This window comes from Streptomyces sp. NPDC088124 (assembly GCF_040685895.1).
Lineage (GTDB): Bacteria > Actinomycetota > Actinomycetes > Streptomycetales > Streptomycetaceae > Streptomyces.
The window spans coordinates 1-21,263 of sequence record NZ_JBFBJB010000052.1 but is presented as its reverse complement, the minus strand read 5'-3'; the positions used below and the strand labels follow the sequence as shown (position 1 = coordinate 21,263).

The following is a 21,263-nucleotide window of genomic DNA, read 5'->3' as shown; positions in this document are numbered from 1 at the left end:
CGATCGGGCGTTCGGGACGGCTTCGGTCACGGCCTCTCGAATCGCGGCGACGGCCGGCGGGGGGACTGTGCCGCGAGCGCGTCGGCGACCCGCAGGGCGACCGGGAGCAGGGCGTCGGTGTCACAGATGTGGGTGACGATGCCCAGCGCTTCGGCGGTCGTGGCGTCGAGGCGTTCGCCCGACATGATCAGCCACTTGGCGCGGTTCGGCCCGACGTGCCAGGTGAGCCGCTGTGTACCGCCCCAGCCGGGCAGCAGACCGAGGGACACCTCGGGCAGGCCGAAGGCGGCTCCTTGCTCGGCGACGACGACATCGCAACTGAGGACGAGTTCGAAGCCCCCGCCGAGGGCCAGGCCGCGCACAGCGGCCACCACCGGCACCGGTGAGGTGGCGATGCGGTCGCACAGGGCGTTGCAACGCCCGGTGAACGCGGTGAACTCCTCGCGGTCGGCCTGGGCGTAGAAGCTGATGTCGGCGCCGGCGGCGAACGCCTTGCCCGCCCCCGTCAGGATGATCGCGCGGACACGCGGATCAGCTCCGAGCGCGCCCAGCGCGGCGTCGAGGGCGGTGACCACGGCCGGGCTGATGGCGTTGTACTTGGCCGGGCGGTTGATCGTGACGACCGCGACAGGGCCCTGATGCTCGACGAGTACGAGATCGGTGGCGGGGTCAGCTGCGGGCACGGACGGCACCCCTCTCCAGCAGTTCGTCGATCTCCTCGGCGGAGTAGGCGGCCTCGCCGAGGACCTCGACGGTGTGTTCGCCCAGCGCCGGGGGCAGGCGCCGCAGTCCCGGCCGCTCGCCGTCGTAGCGAATGGGGTGGGCGAGCACCCGGACCTCCCCGGCCAACGGGTGATCGAATGTCATGACCGTCTCGTTGTGCCGGACCTGAGGGTCGGACACGACGTCGTCGTAGTCGTAGACCGGGGCGTGCCAGATACGGAACTCGGCGAATCGCTCGGTCCAGTGTTCGGTGGTGTGCTCGGCGATCAGCTCCCCGACCCGGGCGTTGATCTCCTCGCGCATCGCGAACTCCTGATCGGGTTCGATGCCACGGGACCAGGGGTCCTCCAGCACCTTGCTCAGCGCCTCGGTACTGGTCAACGAGATGGTGAGATGGCCGTCGGCGGTGGCGAACACGCCGTAGGGGGCCTTGTAGAAGCGTGAGGAGATCCCGGAAGGGCTGCGCTCCCCGCGGAATCCGTTGAGGTGGTAGGCCAGCGGCTCGATCTGCAGGTCGAGGGCGGCGCTGAGCAGATTGCTCTCCACCCGGGTGCCCTCGCCCGTACGCTTCCGGCCGTGCGGGGCGGCGAGGATGCCGAGGGCGCCGAGAACCGCTCCGTGCTGGTCCACCAGGGACGCCCCGACCGGGGTCGGCGGCGCGGCGGCGGGGCCGGTCGCGGCCGTCAGCCCGGACAGCGACTGGATGAGCACGTCCTGGCCGGGACGCTCCTTGTACGGGCCGTCGGAGCCGTAGCCGGACAGCGAGCAGTAGACCAGCCGCGGGTTGGTGGCCCGCAGCTCCTCGTATCCAAGGCCCATCCGGTCCATCACGCCCGGCCTGAAGCTCTCGATCAGCACATCGGCGTCGTCGACGAGGCGGCGCAGGACAGCCTTGCCCTCCTCGTTCTTCAGATCGACGACGACGCTGCGGACGTTGCGGTTGCCGAGCAGGAAGAACACCGAGAGGCCGTCGAGGTAGGCGTCCGGGCCGGACCAGGTGCGCTCGAACGCGCCACGTGGTGGTTCGACCTTGATCACATCGGCGCCCAGGTCCGCCAGGATCTGACTGGCCGATGGGCCTTGCGCCCCGAGGGCGCGAGCTGAACGCTAAGCGGCCCGTTTCCGGGCTGTCGAGGGTCGACAGGCGGGAATCCCGCACGCTGACCTGACCGGCACACCGGGCCGGTCCCTCCGCAGGTCACCACCCGGCCACGTCACGGCACGGCACGAGTGGAGCCGCGCACCACCAGCTCGGGCGTGAGATCGGTGACGACCGTGTCGTGGAGCCGTGCACCGGCGAGATGGTCCAGCAGCATGGAACACGCCTGCCCTCCCAAGGCGCGCAGAGGCATCCGTACCGTGGTCAGCGCCGGGGTCCAGGACTGGGCGACCCAGGTGTCGTTGATCGTGATGACCGACAGGTCCTCGGGGACCCGGACACCCATCCGGCTCAGCGCCGACAGCGCGCCGATCGCGGCGTTCACGCTCGACACCACCAGGCCGGTCGGCCGCGTTCGCGCCGTCATCAGCTGTCGGACGGCCGCTGCCCCGCCGGGTGCCTCCCAGCCGCAGTGCTGCACCCAGGCCCGGCGTACCGGCAGACCCGCGGCGTCCATGGCGTCGCGGAATCCCTGGTGACGGCGGACCGCGGTGTCGTGTGTCGCCACCCCTGCGAGGTGGCCGATGCGCTCGTGGCCGAGATCGATCAGATGCCGGGTGGCCGTGAGGGCCCCCGCGACATCGTCCAGTACCACCGATCCTGTTCGACCCGGCAGCTTCGAGTTGATCAGCACGGCGGGGATGTCCTTGGTGAGGACGGCTTCGAGCATGGGGTCGTCGAAGTCTTCACGGCGCTGCAACAGCACCCCGTCGACCCGGCCGGCCGCAACGAGCTCCCGCAACTGCTCACGCCCGGCCGGCGGCGGATCGATCTGGCTGAGGAGCACCGACATTCCCGCGTCACGCGCCCGGTCCTGGACCCCACCGAGCATCTCGGCGAACACCGCGTTGTTGACGTCGGGCACGATCAGGCCGACCGCTCCGGAGCGCGCGAAACGGAGTGCTCGCGCGCGGTGACTGGGTACGTACTGCAACCGCTCGGCGGCACGGCGCACACGCTCGCGAGTGGCCTCGCTGACGCGCGCCCGCGTGTCCCCGGTCAACACACGTGATGCCACCGACTTGGAGACGCCCGCCTCCTGCGCCACTTCCTGCAACGAAGCCATGGCCGTGAGTCCAGAGGGAGGCCGACTCCGGAGAACAATCGGTTGCTCAGAATGAACAACCGGTTGTGCATAGGTCGACGGCGTGCTTCACTGCAAGGCCGCCGAACTGCTCGGGAACCCCGCCGTCCCCCTGAACACCATGGTCACCTGGGTCGCCGAGTGGGTGCGGGCGGACAAGCCGCTCCACGGCAAGCCCAGCAAGTTCGAAGTGCGCACCGGCCGGTTCTGAACTCATCTCCCGAGGCAGACCCACCCTCCCGACCCAGCACCCCCGCACCCTGCAGTTGAATCATGTCCGATGCGACAGGAGCCCTGCTGCGGAGCAGTTCACCAGCGGCAGGGTCGGCCCCCGACATCACGAACCGCATGGAACGCCTGCCCTTCTCCAACTGGCAGGTCAAAGCACGCGTACTCATCGGCACCGCGACGTTCTTCGACGCCTTCGACGCGTTGGCGATCGCCCAGGTCCTGCCGGTTCTGACTCCCCTGTGGGGCCTCAACGGAGCCGAAGCCGGCGTGCTGATCTCGGTCGGCTACCTCGGACAGCTGGCCGGCGGGCTCCTGTTCTCCTGGATCGCCGAAAGACGGGGACGCGTCCTCGCGATGGTCCTCGCGATCGCGACCTTCACGGTCATGAGCATCGCCTGCGCACTGTCCTGGAACTTCGAATCGCTCCTCGCCTTCCGCACGCTGCAGGGACTGGGCCTCGGCGGTCAGGTTCCCATTGCCGCCGTGTACATCAGCGAGATCACAAAGGCACACGGCCGCGGCCGATTCATCCTGCTGTACGAACTGATCTTCTCCGTGGGCGTCGTCGCGGCCGGCCTCGCCGGATTCTGGCTCGTCCCGCACCTCGGCTGGCAGGTCATGTTCCTCGTCGGAGCCCTTCCGCTGCTCGTCATCCCCGTCCTGCTCCGCTGGCTGCCGGAGTCGCCGCGCTGGCTGGCCGGTGTGGGGCGGGAGTCCGACGTGGACGCGGCGATGGCCCGGATCGAGGACAAGGTGGAACACGCGACCGGCCGCGAGCTGCCACCCGTCAGTCACCACCAAGCGCCCCCACAACAGACCAGATCGTCCTGGGCCGAGTTGTTCCGACCGCCCTATCTGCGACGGACGCTCGTCGTCTGGACGATCTGGATCGGCGCCTACCTCGTGTACTACGGCATCAGCACCTGGCTGCCGTCCCCGTACCGCACGGTCTTCCACCTCCCGCTCGAGGTCTCCCTGCAATACGGTCTCGTCAGCAACTGCGTCGGTCTGGGAGGTGCGGCCCTCTGCGCACTCACCATCGACTTCGTGGGACGGCGCATCTGGTTCGCGGTCGCGCTCGGCGGATCGGCCATCTGTCTGTTCCTGCTTGCCCTGTCCGGACTCGACCAGCCGTCCGATCTCATGATCTTCGGGAGCGGAGCCTACTTCTTCGCCGCGGCGGCCGCGATCGGCGTCTACCTGTACACGCCGGAGCTGTATCCGACAAGGATCAGAGCGATCGGGGTCGGCACCGCCACAGCCTGGCTGCGGCTCGCGTCCATGGTCGGGCCGATTGTGATCGGCGCGTTCGTCGGGTACGGCCTGCCGACGGTCTTCGTCGTCTTCGGCGTGATCGCCCTGGCAGTCTCCGTGATCGTCACGGTTTTCGCGGTCGAGACCAAGGGCAAGGTGCTGGAAGACCTTTCGCCGTGAAAGCGAACGTCGCTGGTCGTCTCGCTTCACCATGGAGTCGGTGCCTCCAGGCCCGGTGCCCCCGGATCATGGTCACCAAGGGAGGGAAGTCATGCCGGGCCCAGAAGCCCCATTGCGGGACCACCGAAAAGGTAATGGGAAGGGCGCGCCGCGCCGGTGACACGGGAAGCCGGAGCTGCAGTTGAACGACCTGTCGGCACCAGCTACGAGATGAGCAGAAGCGTAAGAAGGGCGAGACCGGGTTCCCCGGCCACCGTCGACCGGCGAACCCCCGCCTGGCCGGCTCGGCACAGCGGTGTCACTACTGCGCCACGAGGGCATCAAGGGCGACGCCCGTGACGCCGACTCCCCCGCCGCCGAGTTGAGGCTTGTCCTTCACGCGAAACCCAGTCCAGGGACCGGTGCCGTCACGGACCGGCGACACCACGACGAGGTACCGCCCGTTATGCGTCCGCCCCCCTGAGAAAGAGTTCGTTGCACTCCCGCTGGAGGGCCGTCTGGCTCCACATCGGGTGGTGGGGTGCGGCATTGGAGCACACGATCGTGCCCCAGGCCCCGACCTGGACGCTGCCTCGAACGGCATACCGGCAGAACTCGGCGCCGACCGGGCCCTCCTCGAAGTTGCCGTGCAGCGGGGTGTAGCCGATCCAGCCCTCACCGAAGACCAGGGGGATGCCCCGGCCGGCGCACAGGTCCGCGGCCGCGGTCATCCAGGTGTCCAGGGTGATGTGCATGGCTAGCCGGTGAGCCCCGTACCGCTCGTAGAGGATGCGATCCCATGCCTCGGCGTCGCACCAGTCGTGTACGTAGATCTCGGGCTTTCCGACGATCGTGGCCTGCTGGCGCCATTCCTCTCCGGCCGGAGGGAGCCACTGATCAAAAGCCGGCGCGCCCGGGCGCATCAGATCGGTGCGGGCACGCTCCTCGTCGAAGCCGCCGTCGACCGAGCGCAATCCGTATCCACTGACGAGTTCGTCGAGAACACCGTAGACGTAGGGATGAAAGATGCCGACGTCGATGTTCTGTGGAATGCCGCGGAAGGCGTCCAGCGGGACGCGAGCGTAGTTGACGGTGGCGGGAATCCTGGGACAGCGCTCGTGGAAGCGGTCCAGGCCCGCTTCGAGACGCTCGCGCAGCTCCACTACGAGGGGTTCCTTGCCCGGAAGCCCATCGGTGAGATGACCGCCTTGCACTTCATTGTGCAGCTCGACGAAGGCGATCACGTCCGACAGGCCCTCCGCCTCGGCCAGATCGCAGAGGTCGGCCAATGCCTCGGCAAGCCGCACGGGACGGTCCTCGGGGCGCACGCTCATCAAGGCATCGAACCAACGGCGGTCGCCGGCGAAGGAGCTGCTCTGCTGGTATTCCCAGCTGGAGACGATCACTACGACGCCGTGACGCCGGGCGGCCCGCAGCAACTCCAGCAGGTGCGCCTTCGGGTCGATCCGGGTTCGGTGACGCACGTCGTACCAGCGGGTGCCCTGGCCGTACTCACCTCCCAGCGGGCCCAGTTCGATCTCACCCGTCAGGCCGGATCCGAAGATCAGGAATGGCATGGCGCAGATCCGGATGGTGTTGTACCCGCGCTCGACAGCTTCGGTGAACGCGCGGTCGAGGTCCTCGAAGGGTTCACCGGGGCCGGTGCGTGTGTACCAGGTGAAGTCCCACAGGGTGATGGTGAGTCGGTCGGGCAGGTGCGTCGGGAGAGGAACCGGTTTGTATACCATGAGGTCCTTCTTGGTCGGTGGCTCAGGGAGCTGAAGCGGTTGGTGACGCTGTTGGACCCGACCGGTGGTCGGTGGTGCGACGGAGCATGCGCCGGAGGAAGTTCGGACGGCGCGGCCTGGCGGGGATTGCGCGCCTAAACGGTGGCCGTCACAGCGCTGCGGTAGACGGGCACGAGGCGGCTCGACGAAATGTGCAGAGCTTGCTCGGTGGGCCGCACGTCCTCCGGGACATGGATCTTGGCTGTGGGATCGAACGGCAGGAGCCGCAGGACCAGTTCGGCTCCGTTCGTCAGAGCGTCACGGTGCCGCGCAAGGTCGATTTCCCACAGGTCTCCGTTCCAGAACTGGTCGGCGATGAGAGTGCCGTCCAGTTCCGCGCGGGCGGCGTCGCCGATCCAGTCGATCTGGAGCAGGAGGCGGTGTGCACGGGTGAAAGCCCCGGGGTCGACGTCGACACGGATTGCCGCGCCCCTGGCGTAGTCCTCGGCGGTGGGCGCGGCGGCGCGGTCCAAGGGCCCGCCGACGCGTTGAGGGGCGGGCCCGGTGGCGGCGGCCACCTCGACCAGGTCGGCCTTGGGAACGTCCGCGGGTGCGTCGATCTCGAAGCGCGCGAAGAAGCCTCTCCTGCCGGCATCGCGCAGGCGCAGCGGCGCGGTCCGGCAGGGAGAGCTCTGGTCGTCCTGCAGCGCTATCCGGCCGGTAGGCGCCGGGTGGACGAGCACGGAACCACCGTTCGGTCCGCACTCGATGTGCAGGAGGTCTCCGTCGGGCACGACGTGGAGATCGTTGCCGGCGACGAGGCGACGCGCTCCCCACAGGTCACCGACGGCGGTGTTCCGAGCGGTGTGCTCATCGAGTACGAGCAGACGCAGGGCGCCGAGTTCGACGAGCGCACCGGTGCCGGGCTCCGGAACGCGCACAAGGGTCCGGCCGTCGCCGAGGTCCTCCGATGTGGTGTGGGAGCCTTTGACCGATGCCGCATCGATGCCGCTGAGCACGAGTTCGACCGGAATGCCGGCGGTGCGGGTCAGCACGACCGTGTCGTCCAGGACGGTGACGAGTTGGGCGGTGGCCCATTCCAGGGTGGCCGCACCGGGCAGCGGCCAGCGGAAGGGCCAGGCGAAGTAGGTCCCAGAAGGAATGTCCACGGCTCGCGTGGGCAGTTCGAGTGGGCCTGCCGGGCCGTCGAGGCGGAACCGGACGCCGCTGTGTGCGGCGAGGTCCTCGCCGCCGGGCTGGTAGGTATTGACGAACAGCATTCCGGAGGTGCCGTTGGTGCGCACGGCCCACCTCAGTGTGTCCCTGTCGTCGAGCCCCTCAGGGCTCTGGTCCGGGGCGACGAACCGCATCGGTGCCAGCGCCTCGCCTGCGGCGGCGAGCAGGTGGTGCTGCAGCCGCAGCAGCTCGTAGACGGGGCGGACCTGCCCGTACTCGCCGAGGGGGGCCTGGAAGTCGTAACTGACGATCGGCAGGTCGTTCGTGTAGCCGGTGTCGAGCGATTCCTGCATCGTCGTCGCGGCGTCCATGACATGGGATCCGCCTTGGTACATGTAGTACCCCTGCAGGGCCGAACCACAGCCGATCTTCGTCAGGGCCAGGGCGGCGACGTCGTCCGCGGCGATGCGGGGGCGGCGGTGGTAGGTGACCTGGACGCCGCCGCCGAGTTCGCAGGTGGCGTAGGGATAGCGGGCAAGGTCCGGCCCTCGGCCCGCCGTGGGTTTACGGCGCAGGTCCGCGCCCACGGTGTGGTCGTCGCGCAGCGGCGTGAAGAAGTAGTGCCGGCGATTGTGGCGAGCCCATCCTGGGTGAGCGTCGTCCCAGGGGGATTCGGGGTAGCCGGCATAGAGCGGGAGGAACTCGTCGGCGGGCAGATCCGCCATGCCCCATGCGGTGGCGGTCCACAGAGGGGGGTTGATCCCTGCGTCATGGGCCATCTGCTTGAGGGTGCGCAGGTGTTCGGGCTGGTCGTAGAGCTCGTTCTCGATCTGGATGGCGATGATCGGTCCGCCCTGGGCGTGGTACAGGCCGTCGAGTTCGGCGCTGACGCGCGCGTAGTAGGGCTGGACGAACTCGAGGTAGGCGGGGTCATCCGTGCGGACCTGGGTGCCGGAGTGCTGGACCCACTCGGGGAATCCACCGTAACGCGCTTCCCCGTGGGACCAGGGGCCGATCCTCACAACGGCGTCCAGGCCGCATTCGGCGGCCACTTCCAGAAATGCGCGGAGGTTCCGGTTGCCGTCGAACCGGAAGGTGCCACGGTCTTCTTCGTGGTGATGCCAGAAGAGGTAGGTGGCGACGACGTCGATGCCTCCGGCGCGCATGCTCAGGAGCTGCTCGCGCCATCTGCCGCGGGGGTAGCGGGTGAAGTGGAACTCGCCCATGACCGGGAACCACGGGCGCTCGCCCCGCATGACGTGGGTGTTGGTCACGTGGATCCGGTCTGGCCCCTCGGTCTCCCCCATCCTCAGATGGCCGCTCAACGGCGTTGTGGTGGGGCGCAGGGTCAGGGTGTGCACGGTCGGGCCTCCTGGCTCGGTGCCAGTCCAGGCTGTGCCGGGCCGGCGGTGTCGTCACTCGACAACCGCAGATTAATTCATAATTTCTGGTCAGTGAACCCCGCGACGAAGGGTCTCCCCGGAAGTCTCCCGCGGCGCGCGACCGCCGCCGTCCCGCATCACAACCCGCCACCCCACCCCGGTGCCGCACCCACCACCCGCCGTGCGAGTCCAGCCTCAAGGGCCGTCCGCGGCGGCCCTTGAGCACCTCGCCGGCAAGGCGTCCACCACCTCTTGGCACCCACGGATAATTAATAGCCGGTGTTGTTGCTGCCCACGCCACAAGAGTCGTTTCATGCATCCCGCACGTGTGCCTCTCACGGAACGCCTCAGCGGGCGGTGCGCGCTGGTTACCGGCGCGGCTTCCGGTATCGGAGCTGCCACGGCCCGGCGTCTCGCCGCTGAAGGTGCCCGCGTGATCGTCGACGACATCGACGAGGAAGCCGGAAAGACCGTGGCTGTCTCCATCCGGGACGGGGGCGGTCAGGCGCTCTTCCAGTACTGCGACGTCGCTGAGGAGTCGTCCTGGGACCAGCTCGTCAGGGCTGCCCGCCATGCGTTCGGTCCGGTACAGGTGCTGGTGAACAACGCGTATGCGGTCCGTGTCGCAGCGGCTCACGAGACCAGCGCCGCCCAGTGGAACCAGCAGCTCTCCGTGACCCTGAACGGTTCGTTCCTCGGCATGCGGGCCTGCCTGGACGATCTCATCGCCACCGCCGGCAGCGTCGTTCTCGTCTCTTCCGTGCATGCCCTGGTGGGTCTGCCCGGACGACCCGCGTACGCCGCCGCGAAGGCCGGTCTCACCGGCCTGGCCCGGCAGTTGGCCGTCGAGTACGGCGGTCAGATCCGGGTGAACAGTGTGCTGCCCGGTCCGGTCCTGACCCAGGCCTGGGACGACATCGTCGAGAAGGACCGCCAGTCCAGTGCCGCCGAGACCGCGGTGGGCCGACTGGGCCGGCCGGACGAGGTCGCCGGTGCCATCGCCTTTCTCGCCGGCGACGACGCGTCGTTCGTGACTGGAGCGTCGCTCGTCGTCGACGGCGGGTGGAGCGTGCTGAAGAACTCCTCGTGAAGGCGCGCCCTCAGTACTCCTTCACCTCAATGCCTGCCCATGGGAGCCACCTCTTTGAAGATCACTCGGGTCGAAAATTTTGCCGTCCCTCCCCGCTGGCTGTTCTGCCGTATCGAGACCGACGACGTCGGGGTGGGCTCGCCACTGCTGGGCGATGCGCCCAGCGGCGGGGACCTTACGCAACTGCGGGATCGGGCCCGCGCCTTCCTGGCTGTGTACGCCACGGGAGTCACCACATGGCAGCGTCGACGCGGCAGGTTTTGACGTTCGGCGAGACGATGCTCTCCCTCCAGGTGGAAGGAGCGCTGACCACGGGCGGCCAGGCCCGCACAACCGTCGCAGGGGCCGAGTCCAACGTCGCCATAGGGCTCGCCCGGCTGGGCCACGACGTCGCCTGGGCCGGCCGGGTCGGCGCCGACGAGCCGGGGCGGATCGTCCTGCGAACGCTACGTGGCGAAGGCGTCGACGTGCGGCATGCGACAGTCGACGAAGCCGCCCCCACTGGCGCCCTGCTGCGTGAGCGTAGGGTCGCCGACGCGGCCCGCGTGCAGTACTGGCGCGCAGGATCGGCCGCCTCCTGGGTGGAGCCACACCACCTCAAGAGCGCTTTGGACACCGGATCCCGTCTGCTGCACCTGACCGGCATCACCTGCGCTCTGGGTGCAGGTCCTCAGACCGCCGTACGGGCCGCGGCCGAGTACGCAGCAGGCCACGGCTGGACGGCACAGGGCCACCCGCACAGCCGCCTTCGCGGTCGCGTGCGCCGGTGACTGGGAGGGGCTTCCGCGCCGGGACGAACTCCCCCTCCTCGATACGACACCGGGCGGAGCCGTGCGCTGACCACACCCGGCGCGCTCTCGCCTCCCGCCCCTTCCCTCCTCTCGGAACGAAAGGCCGTCCATGCCTCTGCCCGCTCACCAACCGGTCGGCGCATTCACGCCTGTCACCAACGTCCGGCTGGAACTCGGCGAGGGCCCGCGCCTCCTCGCAGACGGCACCGTGGTGCTCGTCGACATCCTCACCGGCAGACTGCTGCGCCTGCCCGATGAGGAGACGGGCACACTCACGGAACTGGCGCACCTGCCGGAGCCCTTGGGAGCCGTGGCCCCTCTGGGTGCCGGTCACGGCTGGGCCGCGGCCACCGGTGTGTCCTTTGCGGTCCTGGACGCCGTCGGCCGGACCATCCGCAGTACCGAGGTGTCGCACCAGGCCGGTGGCGCGCAGCGCATGAACGACGCCGTCTGTGACTCCGCCGGGCGGATGTGGGCAGGCACCATGGCCTACAATGCCGCCGAGGGCTCCGGCGCGCTGCACCGCTGGGACGCCGACGGCTCGGTCACCTGCGTACTGGACGGGCTGACCATCCCCAACGGTCCGGCTTTCAGCCCGGACGGCCACACCCTCTACCTTGCCGACTCTGCCCACGGCACCGTGGAGGCGTTCGCCGTCGACCCCCGCACCGCCGAACTGTCCGACCGTCGGCTGGTGTTCCGCGTCGACCCGGAGGAGGGCAGCCCGGACGGCATGACGGTCGACGCCGAGGGGTGTATCTGGTCGGCGATCTGGGGTGGCGGCCGGATCCGCCGCTACAGCCCTCAAGGACAGCTGCTGCAGAGCGTGGACGTGCCTGCTCAGCAGCCCACAGCTGTCTGCTTGACCGGCCGGGACCTGATCGTGACGACCGCTTCGTACGGACTGCCCGATCCGGGGCCGTGGGACGGGGCTGTACTTCGCGCCGCCTGCGCTGCCACCGCTCCGGTGGCCTTCAGTACCGATCCTTCACTGGCCGAGTCGTCCGTCTGAGTGTGCGTTCACTTGTCGGCCCGCCTCGCCCTGCAGGTGGGCCCGGGCGACAGGCGTTGCCATGGTCTCGGTGCCGGCTGAGGGCGACGCTTGCAGATTCCGGCCTAGAAGACTCGTGAGGATCACGGGGTTCTGGTCCTGCCGCGTCAGCGGCAGGACCAGACTCGTCATGTGGCGAAGGGTGAGTGGGTTGGTGAGATGGTCGGGCCGGACGTGTGGGAGACGTGCCGGCAGCTGATTCCGGCCGGGAGTGTGTTCGCGTTCCTGGCCGAGCATCGTGGCGAGTTGTTTCCGGCTGAGATGTTCGCGGACATGTACCCGTCGGCGAACGGGCGGCCGAGCATGCCGCCGCAGATCCTGGCCGCCGCGATCACGTCGCAGGCCCTGCACGGGCCAAGGGATTGTTGATCCTCGTGTTCGCTGCCGGATCGGCTCGTCAGCGAGGGGTGTCGCCCACGCGCGGCACCGGCGGGATCACGCGGTGCGGTAGGCGCTCAAGGCGGGCAGCGCCTTTCCGTTGAAGTCGAACAGGGTGGTGTTGCTGACGAAATTGGGCTGGCCCACTTCCCATCCCACGCCGGGTGCGGGAATCATGACCGGGTCCCAGTAGAGGTCACTGCGATCTGGGCGATCTCCAGCCAGATCTGGTTCTGTGCGGTGTCGTGCAGGGGCAGGTTGGCAGACCGGTCGTGCGGGCGTTTCTGATGCGGTCCTCGCAGTGGGCCGCCGTCGGTGGCGCAGTTCGAGGGCGGCGATCCGGCCGCCCTTGGTGTTGGTGGCGAAAGCAGGTGAGCCGTCGACCGTACCGTCCACGGCTGGATCGCCGACGCCGGCGTCCCCGCCCACGGCCTCCGCAAATCGCCGGACACGGCTCCCTCCTCACCACCCAGCGCTACCTCCACCCCGAAACGACCCAGATCACCAACGCCGCCCACGCCCTCACCGCACACCTCAACCCCGTCCGCGCACCCCTCACCCTCGCCGTCCAGCAGGCAGCGGCACGACGCCGCTGGACCCCGTGGTCCCCAACCGGTCCCCAAGAACAACCGAAAGGCGGTACCGGATTCTCCGATACCGCCTACGACCTGCGAAAACACAAGTCGGGACGACAGGATTTGAACCTGCGACCCCTTGACCCCCAGTCAAGTGCGCTACCAAGCTGCGCCACGTCCCGATGCCCGTCTGACCTGGGGTTTCCCCGGCCCGATCGCGCATGAGAACAATACCGCACTCGGGCCGGTGGTCACGAATCGCTTTCCGGGCGGACCGGACGGGGCGCCTTGACCTCAAGCGCGCTTGACGTTGCACCGTGGCTCGTATGACGACGACAGAGACGACCCGCGCGAACAGTACGGAAGGCACCGAAGGCGCGCTCACCGGCTCGGCGCGGGAGCTGCACCGGCTCATGGCCCTGATGACCGGCGACGAGAAGCACGGGCCCGCCGCGACCTCCACCCTGGACGCCCTGTGGGTGCTCTACGACCGGGTGCTGCGCGTGACGCCGGGGAGCGCCGACGACGCGGGGCGGGACCGGTTCCTGCTCTCCAAGGGGCACGGGCCGATGGCGTACTACGCGGTCCTCGCCGCCAAGGGGTTCCTCGCCGAGGAGCTGCTGCCCGGCTTCGGCTCGTACGGCTCACCGCTCGGCCACCACCCCGACCGGACCCTGCTGCCGGGGGTCGAGATCGGCAGCGGCTCGCTGGGGCACGGGCTGCCGCTCGCCGTGGGCAGTGTGCTCGGGCTGCGGGCGCGGGGGCTCACGGAGCCGCACGTGTGGGTGCTGATCGGTGACGCGGAGCTGGACGAGGGCAGCAACCACGAGGCGCTCGCCTTCGCCGGTCCCGCCGGGCTCGAACAGCTCCACACCCTCGTGATCGACAACAGCTCCGCGACCTACGGCTGGCCCGGCGGTATCGCCTCCCGGTTCGAGGCGGCCGGCTGGTCGGCCGAGACCGTCGACGGCCGCGACCACGAGGCGCTGTACGCCGCCTTCACCGCGCCGCACGCCGGGCGGCCCCGCGCCGTCGTGGCCCGGGTCGAGCCCAAGGACTGACCACGCCCCCCATCGCCTCCGTACGGCACACGGGACACGAGACCCGAGAGAGGTACATCTCCATGGACACCATGCGTGACCGTTTCATCTCCACCGCCTCCCGGCTGCTGGACGAGGACCCGCGTCTCGCGGTCGTCCTCGCCGAGATCAGCGGCGACGGCTTCATGGCGGCCCAGCGCCGCCATCCGGACCGGGTGATCAATGTCGGGATCCGCGAGCAGCTCCTGGTCGGCGTGGGCGGCGGGCTGGCGCTCGCCGGGCTGCGCCCGATCGTGCACACCTTCGCCAGCTTCCTGATCGAGCGCCCCTTCGAGCAGGTCAAGCTGGACTTCGGCCACCAGGGAGTGGGCGGGGTGCTGGTGAGCGCCGGGGCGTCGTACGACTACCCCTCGGGCGGCTTCACCCATATGGCGCCCGGGGATGTCGCCCTGCTGGACACGCTCGACGGCTGGACGGTGCACGTGCCCGGCCACCCCGACGAGGCCGAGGCCCTGCTGCGGCACGCCGCCGCCGGGGACGACCGGGTCTACGTACGGCTGTCGCTCCAGAGCAACAGCCGTGCGCACGAGGTGGCGGGGACCGGCTTCGGCACCGTACGCGAGGGAAGGGGCGGCGTCGTGGTCGCCGTCGGGCCCCTGCTGGACAACGTGCTGGCGGCGACGGAGGGCCTCGACGTGACGGTGCTGTACGCCGCGACCGTACGGCCCTTCGACGGCACGGCGCTGCGCCGTGCCGTGGCGGGCGCGGACCGGGCCGATGTGGTGATCGTGGAGCCGTATCTCGCCGGGACCTCCACGGCCGCCGCCAACGACGCGCTGGAGGCGGTCCCGCACCGGGTGCTGGGGCTCGGGGTGAACCGCCGTGAGCTGCGCCGTTACGGCACGCTCGACGAGCATGTCGCGGCGCACGGGCTGGACCCGGCCGCGCTGCGCGAGCGCGTCTCGGCGCTCCTGGCGCGCTGACCTCTCCGGCGGGAGCGATCCTGGAGTCCGCACGGGGCCGCCGTGGCGCGGCCGAGAAGTCCGGAGCACCGAGGGAGCCAGCCATGACCGTGACCCCGACCACCGCGAGCGCGGAACTGCTCGTCGACGCCTTCGGCCGTATCCGGGAGACGGTCCACGGCGCGGTCGACGGGCTCTCCCCCGACGAGCTGGAGGTGCGGATCGACGACGGGGCCAACTCCATCGCCTGGCTCGTCTGGCACCTCACCCGGATCCAGGACGACCACATCGCGGATGCCGCCGGTACGGAGCAGGTGTGGACGGCGCAGGGCTGGCACGGGCGGTTCGGGCTGCCGTTCCGGCCGGGCGCCACCGGTTACGGGCACTCCGCCAAGGACGTGGCGAGGCTCGGCGGGGTCACGGCCGAGCTGCTGTCCGAGTACCACGACGCCGTCCATGACCGGACCGTCGCGTATCTCGGGGCGCTGGCGGACGCGGATCTCGGGCGGATCGTCGACGAGGCGTGGACCCCGGCCGTCACCCTGGGGGTGCGGCTGGTCAGCGTCGTCTCCGACGATCTCCAGCACGCCGGCCAGGCGGCCTTCGTCCGGGGCTGGCTGGAGCGGCCTTGAGCCGGGCACCCGGCCGGTCCCCCCGGGGGAGATGACAGGGCGCGGCGATGTTTCGACATGTTCCGACGAGGAATTGTCGTCTTCTGTTGGACGCGTAGCCGATCAACTTGCGAGGCTGGGGTGGAACCGGCAGCACGTCCCCAGCAGGAAAGGTGTGCCCCCACCATGAAGACTCGCCGCATCGGAGCCGTCGACGTCAGCGCGATCGGGCTCGGCGGTATGCCCATGTCCATCGAGGGCCGGCCCGACGAGGCCCGCTCCCTCGCGACTCTGCACGCCGCGCTGGACGCCGGTGTGACACTGATCGACACGGCCGACGCCTACCACCTGCTCGCCACCGACGTCGGTCACAACGAGACACTGATCGCCAAGGCGCTCGCCTCCCACCCGCGCGGGCCGGAGGTTCTCGTGGCCACGAAGGGCGGCCACCTGCGTCCCGGCGACGGTTCATGGACGCTGGACGGCTCCCCCGAGCACCTGAGGCGCGCCTGCGAGGCGTCGCTGGGACGGCTCGGGGTGGAGTCGATCGGGCTGTACCAGTTCCACCGCCCGGACCCGAAGGTGCCGTACGAGGAGTCGATCGGCGCCCTGCGCGATCTGCTGGACGAGGGCAAGATACGGCAGGCGGGCATCTCCAACGCGAATCCGGAACAGATCCGTTCGGCGAACGAGATCCTCGGCGGGCGGCTGGTCTCCGTGCAGAACCAGTTCTCGCCCGCCTTCCGTTCCAGCGAGCCGGAGCTGGAGCTCTGCGCGGAGCTGGGGATCGCGTTCCTGCCGTGGAGCCCGTTCGGCGGCATCAAGAACGCCGCTGAACTCGGCTCCTCGTACGCCCCGTTCGCCCGGATCGCGGAGGCGCACGGGGTCAGCCCGCAGCAGGTCTGCCTGGCCTGGATGCTGGCCAAGTCGCCCACGGTGGTGCCGATCCCCGGCTCCAGCCGGCCCGGGACGATCGTCGACTCGGTGGCGGCGGCGGAGCTCGTCCTCACCCCGGCCGAGGTGGCGGAGCTGGACGCCGCCTGACACGGCGGAGCCGGACGCCGCCCGACGCGGCGGGACGGGTCCGGGCGGCGCCGTAGGCCCGCGGCGGCGCCCGGTCCGTCCCGACACCCCTGTCGCAGAAGGCCCTTCCGACCCATTGCCTCTCCGTGATACGGGGACCTACGCTGTGCGACGTACTCCTGAAAGCGCTTTCTAACCCGTCGGCCCAACCAGCACCGGGAGCGCCTATGAGAGCCAAGTCGCCCTATCTCGTGATCATCGCGTTGCTCGCGCTCGTCCTCGGTGCCGGGGTGGCCGTCCCGCCCCCGGCGGAGGCGGCGCCGTTCCGCGTTCTGGTCTTCTCCAAGGTCACCAACTTCGAGCACGACTCGATTCCCGCCGGTATCAAGGCTGTTGAGCGACTCGGCAGCGAGAACGGCTTCGACGTGGAGGCCACGTCCGACGCCGCCGCCTTCACCGAGGAGAATCTGTCCCGCTTCCAGGCGATCGTCTTCAACAACACCAACTCCACACCGGAGAGCGGAGATCTGCTCGACGCCGCCCAACGCACCGCCCTCCAGGGGTTCGTGCGCGGGGGCGGCGGCTGGGTCGGACTGCACTCCGCGTCCGCCAGCGAGCGCGACTGGAGCTGGTACGAGGGGCTGGTCGGCGCGGTCTTCGACAAGCACCCGGCCGTCCAGACGGGCCGGGTGAAGGTACTCGACCGTACGCACCCCTCCACCCGTGACCTTCCGCAGCTCTGGGAGCGTACCGAGGAGTGGTACAACTGGCGCACCAACCCGACGGGGAAGGTGCACACCCTCGCCCAGATCAAGGTGAACGACGGGATCGACGGCCTGGACGAGGGCGTCGACCATCCGTGGTCCTGGTGCCAGAACTACGACGGCGGACGCTCCTGGTTCACCGCCGGCGGGCATGACGCGGCCTCGTTCGAGGAGGACGCCTTCCTCTCGCATCTGCTCGGCGGCATCCAGTGGGCGGCGGGCAACGCGCCCGGTGACTGCACCGCCAACCGTACGAGCGCCTACCAGCGCACCCCGTTGGTCACCAGCGACCTCGCCGACCCCTTCGAGCTGGCCGTGGCCCCCGACCGCCGGGTCTTCTTCATCGAGCGCACCGGCAAGCTCAAGGTGATCGACCAGGAATCGCTCCAGGTCTCGACCGCGCTGGACTTCGCGTACACACCGGAGATGACGAGCCAGTCCGACGGACTTCTCGGCCTCGCGCTCGACCCGGACTTCGCGACGAACCGATGGCTCTATCTGCTGCACTCCGACAAGAACGAGAAACAGCTCAACCTGTCGCGCTTCACGGTCACGGGCGGCACCGTCGATCCCGCCTCCGAGAAACGCCTGCTCACGTTCCCGACGCTGCGCGGCGAGGGCCGGGCGAACTCGCACATGGCCGGGTCGATCGCGTTCGACAAGAACGGCGACCTGTACATCGCGACCGGCGACAACACCGATCCGTTCGCCTCCGACGGGTTCACCCCGATCGACGAGCGCGCGGGGCGCCGCGCCTGGGACGCCCAGGGGACGGCCGGCAACACCAACGACCTGCGCGGCAAGGTCCTGCGGATCACACCGCGGGACGACGGAACGTACACCGTTCCCGAAGGCAACCTCTTCGCCCCGGGTACGGAACTCACCCGCCCCGAGATCTACGCGATGGGCCTGCGCAACCCGTTCCGCATCACCACCGACCCGCGGAGCGGGGCACTGCTGGTGGGCGACTACGGACCCGACGCGCGCGCCGCCGTCGCCAACCGGGGGCCCGAGGGCACGGTCGAGTACAACCGGATCACCAAGGCCGGGAACTACGGCTGGCCGTACTGTGTCGGCGCCAACACCCCGTTCAACGACTACGACTTCGCCACCGGCACCCCGGGCGCGAAGTTCGACTGCGCGAACCTGGTCAACGACTCGCCGAACAACACCGGCCTGCGCGAACTGCCGCCCGCCGTACCGGCGACGGTCTGGTACGCCTACTCGGCCTCGGCCGACTTCCCCGAACTGGGCACGGGCGGCGGCGCGCCGATGAGCGGCCCGGTCTACGACTACGACCCGGACAACGCCTACCCGTCCAAGTTCCCGGAGTACTTCGAGGGGAAGTGGCTGGTCTACGAGCTGACCAGGAAGTGGTTCAAGACCTTCTCGTTCCAGGAGAAGGACCAGACGTTCACCGATCCGCGGTTCCCACCGGTGAAGGCCGGTGACCTCCAGTCCATCAACGGTGTGTTCGGCGACATGTCGTGGAACCAGCCCTTCGACGCGGACTTCGGACCCGACGGCGCCCTGTACGTCATCGACTTCGGGCTCGGCAGCGGCACCGGCCGCGGCGGCAGCAACGAGGGCTCCGGCATCTACCGGATCGACCATGTCGGGGACAACCGGCTGCCCGAGGCCAAGACCACGGCGACCCCGGACACCGGGGCCGCGCCGCTCACCGTCGCGTTCTCCAGCGCGGGCTCCGGACTGCCCGACAACCAGCCGGTCCGCTACGCCTGGGACTTCGACGGTGACGGGACAACCGACTCGACGGAGCCCAACCCGTCCCATGTCTACCGGGAGAAGGGCCGGTTCACCGCCCGGCTCACCGTCACCGGACCGGGCGGGCTGACCGGGCTCTCGGTCCAGGAGATCACCGTCGGCAACACACGTCCGGTGGTGACGATCCAACAGCCCCCGGACGGCGGGATCTTCCGCTTCGGTGACACCATCCCGTTCACCGTGAAGGTGACGGACCGGGAGGACGGGAAGACCGGTCCGGGCGGCAGGATCGACTGCTCACGGGTGGTCGTCCAGTCCCAGCTCGGCCACGACAGCCACCTCCATCCGCTGGACAACTACACCGGCTGCACGGGGGAGATCGTCACCGACGCCGGGGACAGTCACGGTCCCGGGCAGAACCTGTACTACGGGATCACCGCGCGCTACGAGGACAAGGGCGGCGCGGACGGCGTGCCCGCCCTGACCGGTTCGGCCTCGGGGACCCTGCGCACCGCCTTCCGCGAGGCGGAGCACCGCACGTCGACCGGCGGCGCGCACGGCGGGGCCCAGACCGTGGACCGGGCCGACTCCTCCGGCGGCAAGCGGCTCGGTGAGATCGAGGACGGCGACTGGATCGCCTTCGACCCGGTATCGCTGAAGGGCATCGGTTCGGTGACGGTCGGCGCCTCCTCGGGCGGCATCGGCGGGGACATCGAGTTCCGCGCGGACTCCCCCACCGGCCCGCTGCTGGGCAAGGTGACCATCCCCGTCACCGGCGGCTACGGCAATATCGTCTCCCCCACCACCGATCTCGTCGATCCCGGGCGCACGGTGAAGCTGTACGCCGCCTTCACCAACCCCGCCTGGACCGAGCAGGGTCCGGATCTGCTCGCGGTGGACTGGCTGCACTTCAACGGCACCGGTGTCGAGAAGAAACCGGCCACGAAGGTGACGGTCGGGGCGACGGCGGACGGATCGACGCCGCGCGCCTTCCAACTCATCTCGAAGGTCAAGCCGTTGGCCGGGCGCACCATCGCCTCGTACCACTGGGACTACGGCGACAACACCACGCCGGCCGGTCCGGAGGGCCCGAGCGCGACACACACGTACGCCCGGGCGGGCGCGTACACGGCGCGGCTGACCGTCACCGACGACCGGGGCGACACGACGACGGGCGCGGTCCGTGTCGACGCACGCTGAGAGGGGAGTGGGATGAGCCACGAGAGCCACAGGAACCGCGAGAGCCACAGGAGCCGTGGGAGTCGCGCGACCCAGGGGAGCCTGGGAACCCAAGGAAGTCAGGGGGGTCGCACGAGCCTCCACGACGCCATAGGCGGCGCCGTCACCGGCAGACGGGCGTTCCTCGGCGCGGCGGCGGGGACGGCCGTCGCGCTGAGCGGCGCGGGGAGCGCGAGCGCCACCGGCCCCGGGCGGCTCCACCGGCGGATCCCGCCGTCCGCGATCGGTATGCATCTGTACACCATGCGCACCCCGCTGGCCTCGGACTTCGGCGGAACGCTGGAGCGCCTGTCCCGGATCGGCTACGCCACGGTCGGGGTCAGCGGCCGGCACGGACACAGCGCGGCGGCCATCCGCGCGATGCTGGACGCCACCGGGCTGCGGGCGGTGCTCGAACACGTCGCCTACCCCACGGTCACCGGCAGTGGCCTGCCGCAGGCGATCGAGGATGTCCGGGTGCTCGGCGGCCGGTGGATCGTGGTGCCGAGCCTGCCCACCACGATGCACTCACCGGCCGGATACCGCGAGGCGGCACGGCAGTTCAACGCGGCGGGGCTGCTCGCGCGCCGCGCCGGGCTCCGGGTGCTCTTCCACAATCACGACGGCGACCACGCCACCGTCGACGGGGAGAGCCTGTACGGCATCCTGCTCAAGGAGACCGATCCGGAGCTGGTGGGTTTCGAACTGGACGTGTACTGGGCGTCGAAGGGCGGTGACGATCCACGCCGGCTGTTCGTGACCCACCCCGGCCGGTTCCCCGCGCTGCACGTCAAGGACATGACGCCGGAAGGCGGGTTCGAGGACGTCGGCTCCGGTGTGCTGGACTTCCCGGCGATGTTCGACACGGCGCGGTCCGGGGGCGTACGGCAGTGGCTGGTGGAGCACGACACACCGGCCGACCCGTTCCTGACGGCGCTGCGCAGCTACCGGTATCTGGCGCGGCTGCGCTACTGAGCCGCGCAGGGGTGAGCCGCGCGCCGGTCGGGGCGCGCGGCTCACCCATGTGTGGGGCCGGTCAGCGGGACGAGGGCCCGACGGGCGGTGCTCAACACGGCGGGAGCCGGGGGCCGTGCGGGGGGACGGGCCCGCGCCCCCCCGCCGGGGGCCGGGGGGCAGGGG

Annotated in this window: 15 protein-coding genes, 1 tRNA gene and 3 pseudogenes; 12 read left to right on the top strand and 7 right to left on the bottom strand. The window is 69.8% G+C overall.

Annotated features, from left to right (window positions below):
• Positions 1–26: 26 nt before the first annotated feature.
• The 3 genes and pseudogenes from AB0P17_RS32845 to AB0P17_RS32835 form a co-directional block, all read right to left on the bottom strand.
• The gene (locus tag AB0P17_RS32845) at positions 27–683 is read right to left on the bottom strand and encodes an enoyl-CoA hydratase/isomerase family protein (RefSeq protein ID WP_365816685.1); all 657 of its coding nucleotides are present in this window, start codon (positions 681–683) and stop codon (positions 27–29) included.
• Positions 670–1,794 (bottom strand): annotated as a pseudogene (locus tag AB0P17_RS32840) (CoA transferase); the annotation flags it as partial. The gene AB0P17_RS32845 and the pseudogene AB0P17_RS32840, both read right to left, overlap by 14 nt.
• A gap of 143 nt (positions 1,795–1,937) precedes the next feature.
• Positions 1,938–2,948, bottom strand: coding sequence for a LacI family DNA-binding transcriptional regulator (locus AB0P17_RS32835; RefSeq protein WP_365816683.1), 1,011 nt, complete (start codon positions 2,946–2,948; stop codon positions 1,938–1,940).
• Positions 2,949–3,030: 82 nt separating this feature from the next.
• Here AB0P17_RS32835 and AB0P17_RS32830 point away from each other — a divergent pair, with 82 nt between their 5' ends.
• Positions 3,031–3,177, top strand: coding sequence for a hypothetical protein (locus AB0P17_RS32830; protein ID WP_365816681.1), 147 nt, complete (start codon positions 3,031–3,033; stop codon positions 3,175–3,177).
• 62 nt (positions 3,178–3,239) lie between these two features.
• A complete protein-coding gene (locus AB0P17_RS32825) occupies positions 3,240–4,631 on the top strand; it encodes an MFS transporter (RefSeq protein ID WP_365816679.1) in 1,392 nt (463 codons plus the stop codon).
• A gap of 443 nt (positions 4,632–5,074) precedes the next feature.
• Here AB0P17_RS32825 and AB0P17_RS32820 read toward each other — a convergent pair whose 3' ends face one another.
• Both AB0P17_RS32820 and AB0P17_RS32815 read right to left on the bottom strand, forming a co-directional pair.
• Positions 5,075–6,358: a cellulase-like family protein gene (locus tag AB0P17_RS32820; RefSeq protein WP_365816677.1), complete on the bottom strand. Its 1,284-nt coding sequence runs from the start codon at positions 6,356–6,358 to the stop codon at positions 5,075–5,077.
• Between the two features lie 134 nt (positions 6,359–6,492).
• Positions 6,493–8,874, bottom strand: a complete 2,382-nt coding sequence (locus tag AB0P17_RS32815) for a beta-galactosidase (RefSeq protein ID WP_365816675.1) — start codon at positions 8,872–8,874, stop codon at positions 6,493–6,495.
• Positions 8,875–9,208: 334 nt separating this feature from the next.
• Between AB0P17_RS32815 and AB0P17_RS32810 the strand changes: the two genes are divergently transcribed.
• The 4 genes and pseudogenes from AB0P17_RS32810 to AB0P17_RS32795 all read left to right on the top strand — a co-directional run.
• The gene (locus AB0P17_RS32810; RefSeq protein WP_365816673.1) at positions 9,209–9,985 is read left to right on the top strand and encodes an SDR family NAD(P)-dependent oxidoreductase; all 777 of its coding nucleotides are present in this window, start codon (positions 9,209–9,211) and stop codon (positions 9,983–9,985) included.
• A 236-nt stretch (positions 9,986–10,221) separates the two neighbouring features.
• Positions 10,222–10,755 carry a PfkB family carbohydrate kinase gene (locus tag AB0P17_RS32805; protein WP_365816671.1) on the top strand — a complete coding sequence of 178 codons (534 nt, stop codon included), beginning with the start codon at positions 10,222–10,224 and terminating at the stop codon, positions 10,753–10,755.
• A gap of 130 nt (positions 10,756–10,885) precedes the next feature.
• On the top strand, positions 10,886–11,788 hold the full coding sequence (locus tag AB0P17_RS32800) for an SMP-30/gluconolactonase/LRE family protein (RefSeq protein ID WP_365816669.1): 903 nt from the start codon (positions 10,886–10,888) through the stop codon (positions 11,786–11,788).
• Between the two features lie 61 nt (positions 11,789–11,849).
• A pseudogene (locus tag AB0P17_RS32795) lies at positions 11,850–12,181 on the top strand (hypothetical protein); the annotation flags it as partial.
• Positions 12,182–12,405: 224 nt separating this feature from the next.
• On the opposite strand, the pseudogene AB0P17_RS32790 reads toward AB0P17_RS32795, so the two are convergent.
• Both AB0P17_RS32790 and AB0P17_RS32785 read right to left on the bottom strand, forming a co-directional pair.
• Positions 12,406–12,574 (bottom strand): annotated as a pseudogene (locus tag AB0P17_RS32790) (IS1380 family transposase); the annotation flags it as partial.
• A 314-nt stretch (positions 12,575–12,888) separates the two neighbouring features.
• Positions 12,889–12,962: transfer RNA gene (locus AB0P17_RS32785), tRNA-Pro, on the bottom strand.
• 231 nt (positions 12,963–13,193) lie between these two features.
• Between AB0P17_RS32785 and AB0P17_RS32780 the strand changes: the two genes are divergently transcribed.
• The 6 genes from AB0P17_RS32780 to AB0P17_RS32755 all read left to right on the top strand — a co-directional run bounded on the left by AB0P17_RS32780 (position 13,194) and on the right by AB0P17_RS32755 (position 21,098).
• Positions 13,194–13,841, top strand: a complete 648-nt coding sequence (locus AB0P17_RS32780) for a transketolase (RefSeq protein WP_365816759.1) — start codon at positions 13,194–13,196, stop codon at positions 13,839–13,841.
• A 62-nt stretch (positions 13,842–13,903) separates the two neighbouring features.
• On the top strand, positions 13,904–14,803 hold the full coding sequence (locus tag AB0P17_RS32775; RefSeq protein ID WP_365816667.1) for a transketolase: 900 nt from the start codon (positions 13,904–13,906) through the stop codon (positions 14,801–14,803).
• 83 nt (positions 14,804–14,886) lie between these two features.
• Complete coding sequence (locus AB0P17_RS32770) at positions 14,887–15,414, top strand: DUF664 domain-containing protein (RefSeq protein ID WP_365816665.1); 528 nt, start codon at positions 14,887–14,889, stop codon at positions 15,412–15,414.
• Between the two features lie 165 nt (positions 15,415–15,579).
• A complete protein-coding gene (locus AB0P17_RS32765) occupies positions 15,580–16,437 on the top strand; it encodes an aldo/keto reductase (protein WP_365816663.1) in 858 nt (285 codons plus the stop codon).
• Between the two features lie 206 nt (positions 16,438–16,643).
• On the top strand, positions 16,644–20,105 hold the full coding sequence (locus AB0P17_RS32760; RefSeq protein ID WP_365816661.1) for a ThuA domain-containing protein: 3,462 nt from the start codon (positions 16,644–16,646) through the stop codon (positions 20,103–20,105).
• A gap of 267 nt (positions 20,106–20,372) precedes the next feature.
• Positions 20,373–21,098, top strand: coding sequence for a TIM barrel protein (locus AB0P17_RS32755; RefSeq protein WP_365816757.1), 726 nt, complete (start codon positions 20,373–20,375; stop codon positions 21,096–21,098).
• Positions 21,099–21,263 lie beyond the last annotated feature (165 nt).